Source organism: Amycolatopsis sp. NPDC003731, from assembly GCF_053586895.1.
In genome coordinates this window covers 68,326-75,349 of the sequence record NZ_JBSFNC010000036.1, presented here as the reverse complement: position 1 = coordinate 75,349, position 7,024 = coordinate 68,326, and the positions used below count along the sequence as shown (strand labels likewise).

The 7,024-nt window shown below is 70.1% G+C and carries 7 protein-coding genes and 1 pseudogene; all 8 read right to left on the bottom strand.

Annotated elements, in window-relative coordinates; all coding sequences use genetic code 11:
• Positions 1-91, bottom strand: a 91-nt coding sequence (locus ACWDN5_RS17795; RefSeq protein WP_449677077.1) for a glycoside hydrolase family 2 TIM barrel-domain containing protein, incomplete at its 3' end; no start/stop codon positions are given.
• Between the two features lie 350 nt (positions 92-441).
• Positions 442-1,275 carry a helix-turn-helix domain-containing protein gene (locus ACWDN5_RS17790; RefSeq protein WP_449677076.1) on the bottom strand — a complete coding sequence of 278 codons (834 nt, stop codon included), beginning with the start codon at positions 1,273-1,275 and terminating at the stop codon, positions 442-444.
• 121 nt (positions 1,276-1,396) lie between these two features.
• A complete protein-coding gene (locus tag ACWDN5_RS17785; RefSeq protein WP_449677075.1) occupies positions 1,397-2,215 on the bottom strand; it encodes a hypothetical protein in 819 nt (272 codons plus the stop codon).
• Positions 2,216-2,669: 454 nt separating this feature from the next.
• Positions 2,670-3,374 carry a helix-turn-helix domain-containing protein gene (locus ACWDN5_RS17780; protein WP_449677074.1) on the bottom strand — a complete coding sequence of 235 codons (705 nt, stop codon included), beginning with the start codon at positions 3,372-3,374 and terminating at the stop codon, positions 2,670-2,672.
• Positions 3,375-3,399: 25 nt separating this feature from the next.
• A pseudogene (locus ACWDN5_RS17775) lies at positions 3,400-3,948 on the bottom strand (DUF1775 domain-containing protein); the annotation flags it as partial.
• 1,342 nt (positions 3,949-5,290) lie between these two features.
• Entirely contained in the window at positions 5,291-5,464 is a 174-nt protein-coding gene (locus tag ACWDN5_RS17770; protein ID WP_449677073.1) for a hypothetical protein, read from the bottom strand.
• 44 nt (positions 5,465-5,508) lie between these two features.
• Complete coding sequence (locus tag ACWDN5_RS17765) at positions 5,509-6,378, bottom strand: aldo/keto reductase (RefSeq protein ID WP_449677072.1); 870 nt, start codon at positions 6,376-6,378, stop codon at positions 5,509-5,511.
• Positions 6,347-7,015 (bottom strand): alpha/beta hydrolase, encoded by a 669-nt coding sequence (locus ACWDN5_RS17760; protein WP_449677071.1) that lies wholly within the window; start codon positions 7,013-7,015, stop codon positions 6,347-6,349. Before ACWDN5_RS17760 ends, ACWDN5_RS17765 begins: the two co-directional genes overlap by 32 nt.
• Between the last annotated feature and the right edge of the window lie 9 nt (positions 7,016-7,024).

Here is a 7,024-nt window from a genome sequence, read left to right as displayed (position 1 = left end):
CCACGAAGTCCCAGATGAACCCGCCCTGCAGCACCGGGTGCGCGCGGATGACGTCCCAGAACTCCTTGAAGTTCCCGGTCGAGTTCCCCATCGAGCCGGCGCCCACGGCGGTAACCGGTCCCCCGTTGGGTGGCGGAACACCAGCCGGACGACGCCGTCGGCGATCGTTTCCTTGTGCGCCAGCAGCACTTCGAGGTCGAGATCGGCCGAAGGAAGGGTGTTGACGGTCATGGCTCTCCCGGTTGTCCGCATCGGTTCGCAGCACAAGTCAAACCAGCATCGGAAACAGCGTCGTGGCCGGGAAATGAATTCGCTGTATCATCGTTTTCACAACACCCGACGAGGGCGGTGAGCTTTTCCGCAGACCTCAACTCGGCTCTGCTGTCAAATACTACTCGGTTTTGGCGTGATCGCAAGACGGCTATTTCCCTTTCGAAAGCGTCAGCCGAGCGTGAACCGCACCGACAGCCGGCCCGGGCGGGGCTCCGGCCAGGCCCGCAGCATTCCGTCGTGCTCGGCGGGCCACTCGCAGACGACGATGTTGAGTCCCCGGTTGAACTGGCCGGTCAGCCGCGTCATGAATTCGTTCGCCTGCTCCACGTCGAAGGCCCCTTGCTGCGCTTGGAAGAACACCATTCCCCGGTGCGAAAGAGCGAGCAGGAGGTTGACGTCGCCGTAGTAGTCGCGGAATCCCGTCAGCAGGTTCTGCCGGCCTTCGACCGGGCCGCGCCGCGGATCGGCCGGCGTGTGCGGGCGCGTCCAGGCCAGCCACAGGACTTCCGCGTCCGGGATCCATTCGTTGCCGGGCCGGGGTTCGCGCGGACGGCCCGACAAGACCCGGCCACGCCGCATCTCCAGCAACCGGTGCTCCTCCACCAGCCCCCAGCGGGTCAGGTACTGGGACACCGTGGGCGAGCTGATCAGGATGCCGAACTCCTCGCGGACCAACTCGGAGATCGCTTGCCGCGTCCAGAGCCGCTGCGGCAGTCCGCACCGCTCCGGCAGGCCCGCCACGATCGTCCGCACGATCCAAGCTTGCTGCCCGGCCGTCAGCGCGAACTGCTCACCGGGCCGCCGCCCCCTCCGTCGTGGCCGGAACGCATCGTCGCCTTGGCGCTGGTAGGCCGTGACCCAGGCGCCGACGGTCTTGCGGGAGACCCCGAACAGGCGGGCGACCTCCGCCCGCGTCACGCCCGCTTCGACAGCGGCGACGGCTCGCCGGCGGAGCGCTTCGAGAGCGTCCGCGGAGAGACTGCGTGCGTCACGATCGGTCACGGTCAAGTTCCGAATACTGGCAACTGCGCTGTTCATGAGGAACGTCCTTTCGTGAACGGGCTGTCACCGCTCGTCCCTCCTGCGAAGGTCGCCGTAACCGGGGAGTAACGGGGCTTCGCGGTCAGCGGGGGCGGCGGAAGCCCCATCTGCGCACGAGCTGGGCGCTCACCGCGGCCAGCAGCAGGATCCCCGCCAGGACCGGCCAGGAGAGCGCGTCGCCCCGTGGCGCGGCCAGTGTCTCCGCCGATCCGGCCGAGCGCCGCGCGTCCAGCACCACCGGCGCCTGCCCGCCCGCCTGCGGCACCTCGGCACCGGCCGGGAAGCCGGCTCCGGGCAGCTGTCCGGGGATCGGGGTGCCGAATACCGCGCCCCCGCCCGCCGTCGAGCCGGGCACGGCCGCGATCGTCCACTGCCGCCCGGCGATCGGGGTACCGCCGTCGGGCGAACCACCGGCCGCACCGGGCGGCGTGGGATTCGCGGGTGTCGCCGGCGAATCGGCCGGAGGAGCACCCGGGGCCTCGCCGCGCACGACGATGCTGCAGAGAGGGGCGAGCGACGCGCGCACGGTGGACACCAGCGGGGCGAGCACCGGCGCGAGCACGGGAAGCTCGCCGAGGCGGGCGACCACCGCGTCCGCGATCCGGGTCCCCGAAATCACCGCCTGGCCCGCGGGGACGGTCCCCAGCGGGATCGGGGCCGTGCCGGCCCAGAGCGACCGGAAGGTGCCGGTGAGCACGCCCAGCGGGTCCAGGCGGGACAGGGCGGACACCACGGGCTCGGTCACCGACGCCGGGGCCAGCGCCAGCTGCTTGCCCGGCACGCCGGTCACCGTGGCGGAGCACTCCGCCACCGTCACCGGAGCTTCGGCCGCGAGAGCGGACGTCGGACTCGTGAAGACGAGGGTCAGCGCTGCCGCGGTGAGAAATGGTGTGGTTCGCACGTGCCGCCTCCTCGGGCGCCAGACTTCTTGGCCGGGTCTCAGGTATTCGCGGTCCGGATGTGCCAGGCTGGGAAAACCCGGACGACGGCATGGTCGCAGCTTCACCGCTTTGTTGACCAGCAGCGTGAAAACGTGCGTTGCGGCGATGTTGCCACTGCCGGACCCACCCCTCCTACCAGGGCTTATGGCCGCTTCCGTCGATTCGGTCCGGTAACGCCACGCCAACCGCGGCAGGCAAATAGCGGACACACCGGCGACGGGGAGAGTGAGGTCGTGATCGGGATGGAACCGGCTACCCTGTAACCCTTTCAAAGCGAGCAAGGCACTCCTTTCCGGCGAAATCACCGGATGCGATCCGGAAACCCGGTAAACTGTTTACGCGGGGGTAACACCTCATGGGCGCAGGAAAAATGGCCGATCCGGATTCCGGATCGGCGGTCGGGAAATGCCGGGTTCAGGCCGGCAGCACGACGTCCTGGCCGTCGTCGAGCAGAGCCGGGTGTGCGGTGGGCCAGTCGTGCGGGACCAGCCGGACCTCCCGGCCGCACTGCATCCGCAGCCGGCGCCGGAACTCGGCGACGCCGGTGAACGGCGCCGCCGCGACGAGGAACTGCAGCGTGCCGCGGCCGCTCACCGCGACAAGGGCGTGCAGCGCGCGGGAGCCCGTGGGCGAGCGCGGGTGGGTACAGGTCACCAGCAGCATTCCCGGGCAGCCGGGCCGCCGGGAGAACATGCCGTCGCGGCTGATCAGTTCCCACCGGAGCAGGTACTTGTCGATCGTCGTCCCCGACAGCACGACACCGCACTCCCGCGCGACCAGCTCGGCGACGGCTTTGCGCGTCCACACCAGCCACGGCAGCCCGGCCGCGTCGGGTGGCCCGGCGGCCAGGACGTCGACCACCCGGCCCTGCTGGGCCGCGGACAACACCAACTGCTCGCCGGCCCGGCGGCCGCGGGGCCGGGGCCGGAGCGTCGACTCGCCGCCGGACTCGTAGGCCCGCACCCAGGAGCCGACCGCTTTCCTGGACACGCCGAACATGCTCGCGACCCTCGTCTGCGACAGCCCGGACCCGACCGCGGCCACGGCTTGGCGCCGCAACTGTTCCAACGCGTCCGCCGGCAGGCTCCGAGCGCCCGGGCCCTGCTGAACCTCCACCATCGCCACCCCATCCGGTTCCGTCGGGCTACAGCTGGACTTTTTCCCGCTCGAGGGTTTCGCCGGCGATCTCGGGTCTGCTGGCGGCGGATCGCCTGCGCAGTACCACCATTCCCGCAACCACCAGCGCGACCACGAGCGCGCCCTCGACCAGTCCGCGCGTGAGAACGTTCACGCCGGTCATTTCGGGCATATCAGCCGAAATTACGGTGACGACGGGCGTGTGTTCGGGCTGGGGCTGTGGCGGGTCCGTGGGATCGACCCATTGCCCCCAGCGCACGACCTGGCCGTCCGAATAGGTCTGCAGCCCCTGGAAAGCGAGCACGCCGTCGGGCAGGGCATCGATCAGCACGGGGAACTCCTGGAACGCGCCGGCGGGCACGGTCCCGTTTTCCCACACGATCGACGTCACCGGCTCGCCCGCCATCGCGTCGCCCTCGTCCGGCCGCACGCTGATCTGCCACCCTGGCAGGTTCCGCGGCTTCGCCGAGACGACGGCGGGCCGGTCCGGGAACAGCACCTCCAGCCGCACCGTCGTCGCGCGTTCGCTGGGCACCCGGAACGTGATCGTGGCGGGGCTCCCCCGGGGCGACGGTGCCCGGAGCGCCTTCCCCGTGCGCGGCCGCCACGGCCGGGCAGGCGAGCATCACGGCGATCCCGGCGAGGGCGGCCACGGCGAAGCGCGGCGGTCTTCCCCGCCCGAACCGCAGCGAAGGTGCGCGCATGTTTCCCCTTCATGGGTTCCGACCGGACCATCCCCGGTACGGCCGGATGGCGGAACGGAGATCTGGTCCGGCCAATGGTGCGGGACCACATGACCGATGCATGACGCCACCGTTGCGAGCTCTTTACCGAAATTTCCCCACCGCCGGGGAGTGCGGTGATCCGCCCTGCGTAGCGCTCAAAAGCCGCGGGGCCGTCGGAAATATGTGCCACGCGTCCCGCGATTCCCGGGGTTCCGTGACGCCCATCCGCCCACGTCAGCCTAACAGCGTAAGTACACTCGTCACCCGATGGAGTGAGTCACGTATTTGCCTGGCGGCCGTCGTCTTGACTTCGGCACCCTCAGCAGTTCGAGGCGCGCCGGGTGGAGACTCTCGTCGGGTTGACGCGCACCCCGTGTGCAAGATCGCAACGACTCCCGCAAACCCGTAGCCCCGGGATGAGTCGGTGATCGTCTCGGGGAGTGAACTCGTTGTCAGGGGCAGGGTGCTCGGGCCTGGTTGCCGCGGGAAAGCGCGCCCAGACCGATTTCCCGCCGAAACCCGGGTTCTCATGCACACCGCACGTGTCGGCAGCTCATGGACCAGCGACATGCCCACGGCACGGCGTGGCCAAGGCCGTCAGCAGGGCCTGGACCGGTCCGCCGCCGTGGCGGTAGGCGTTGGCGACCAGTTCGTCGATCACGATCGGTAGGTCATTCAGGCGGTCGGTGCAGAGATGCGAAAGGGTCCTGGCCGTGCAGGTCGATGACCCACGGCTCGGCAGCCAGGGCACCAGCCATCCGAGTGCGTTCCAGCGCTCGGTGGCTTGGGCTTCGTGCGACTGGGCTTTGCGTTCCGTGGCGGCACGGCGCCCGGAGCTGAGCCGCTCGATGATGCTCCTTCGGTCGCGGATGACGCCCGCGCTGGTCGCTGACCCCGCGCGTGCTCAGCGTCGGCCAGCACCACTCGACCTCGCACGCCATGAGCGAGACCGCCCAGCCGATGCTGATGAGCCTCGCCGAGGAAACCGGCGAATCGGCGTCACTGGCCGCGCTGGACGGCTCCGATGTCGTCTACGTCGCCCGCGTCCCGGTGCGGCGGATCACAAGCATCAACGCCTCGCTCGGCACGTGCTCGGTGCCGCTGTCAGGATGTTCCAGGACGCGCCGTTGGTGCCGGCTGCTGAGCCGAGGAAGCTCCCGTCCGCCGGTCGCGTCAGGCCCCCACCGGGTGGCCGTCGGCCCGCAAGACGAACGAGCTGGGAGCGGTCAACCGGACCAGAACCTCCGGGCCGCCGACGAGGTCCTGCCGCGGGTTGGACGCGGTGGCGATGGTGACGCCGGGCCCGCCGTGCGCGGACGCGATCGCCGGCAGCGCAACGCACGCCACTGCGACTACCGTGGACCAGGTTCCGCGGAGCGGCAGTCACATGCTCACACCTCCGTGGCGAGGCCGGTGATCACCGCGACGTCCTCGCCGGACAGCTCGATGTCCGCGGCCGCCAGGTTCTCCTCGAGGTGCGTGACGCTGCTCGTACCGGGGATGGGCAGCATCACCGGCGAGCGGTGCAGCAACCACGCCAGCGCGATCTGCCGGACGGTCGCCCCGTGCCGGGCGGCGATCGGCTCGAGCACCGTCATGACCTTGCCCGTGTCGGGGCCTTCGGTGAGCGTGAGCGGGTGCCATGGCGAAAAGACCGCACCGCTGTCCTCGGCGGCCCGCAGCAGGTCCGCGCCGGTGCGCGCGCTCGCGTTGAAATGGGCGGTGACCGCCGCGATCTCCACGATCTCCCGCGCGGACCGGAACTGTTCGAGGGTCACATTGGACAGTCCGATGTGCCGGATCAGTCCTTCCTCCCGCAACGCGGCGAGGGTGGCGACCTGGTCCTCGAATGGCGCATCGGTGGCGCGGCCGCTGTGCAGGTAGTACAGGTCGATCGTGTCGACACCCAGCCGGCGCGCGCTCAGGCGGGCGCTTTGCCGCAGGTAATTGGGGTTGCCGACGGCACCAAGCGTGGCGTAGTCGAAGCCGCCGCGCACGAGTCCGCCCTTGGTCGCGATGACCAGGTCTTCGGGGTACGGGTGCAGTGCGTCGCGGATGAGCGCCTCGTTGGTGTGCGGTCCGTAGACGTCGGCGGTGTCGATGAACGTGACACCGGCGTCGACGGCCGCGCGCAGGACGGCGATGCCGCCGTCGCGATCGGGGTACTCGCCCCAAACCTGCTTCCCCGTCAGCTGCATGGCGCCGAAACCGATCCGGCCGGCACGCAGGTCACCGCCGATGGTGAGGACTCTCGAAGTCATCCGGACCTCCTGCTGAAGTGATCTGCTTGCCGACGAAGTTGGCGACGTCGTCGATCTCCTGGCCGCGGACGTCGTGGCCCAGCCCGGGATAGATATGGACCTCGGCCGTGGCGTGGCGAGCGAGCCACCGTTCGGTCCGCGCGAGCGCCCCGGGCGGGATGACCCGGTCTTCCCGCCCGCGTCCCCAGTAGACCGGCGGCCGCGTGCCGCTCAGCGCCGCGTCGCCGGGCTGCTCGTCGCGCACGACGAACCCCGCCAGGTTCACGCAGTAGGCGAACCGGTGCGGCGCCCACCGCATGAGCTGGTGCGCCATCGCCGCACCTTGCGAAAAGCCGAGCAGCCCGATCGACGGCGCCTCGACGGTCTCCAGCCACGAGAGCACGTCCAGCGCCGCCGCGTTCGCCACCTGCGGCCGCGGATCACCGATCGGGTTGCCCGCACTGGGGAACCACGCGTACCCACCGGCTTCGGGAATCCGCGCCCGCACCGAGGCGACCACGACCTCGTCCGGCAACCGCGGGGTGATCAGCCGGTCCAGGTGTGTCTCGTCGTAACTCCAGCCGTGCAGCATCACCAGGAGCGGCCGTGAGCCGCGAACACGCTCCTCTTCGGACCACAGCACCGCTTCGCGGTCCATTCCCGGTTC

Coding starts and splice junctions, on each gene's coding strand:
- ACWDN5_RS17765 (WP_449677072.1), bottom strand. CDS start 6,378: ATGACTTCGAGAGTCCTCACCATCGGCGGTGACCTGCGTGCCGGCCGG.
- ACWDN5_RS17780 (WP_449677074.1), bottom strand. CDS start 3,374: ATGGTGGAGGTTCAGCAGGGCCCGGGCGCTCGGAGCCTGCCGGCGGAC.
- ACWDN5_RS17760 (WP_449677071.1), bottom strand. CDS start 7,015: ATGGACCGCGAAGCGGTGCTGTGGTCCGAAGAGGAGCGTGTTCGCGGC.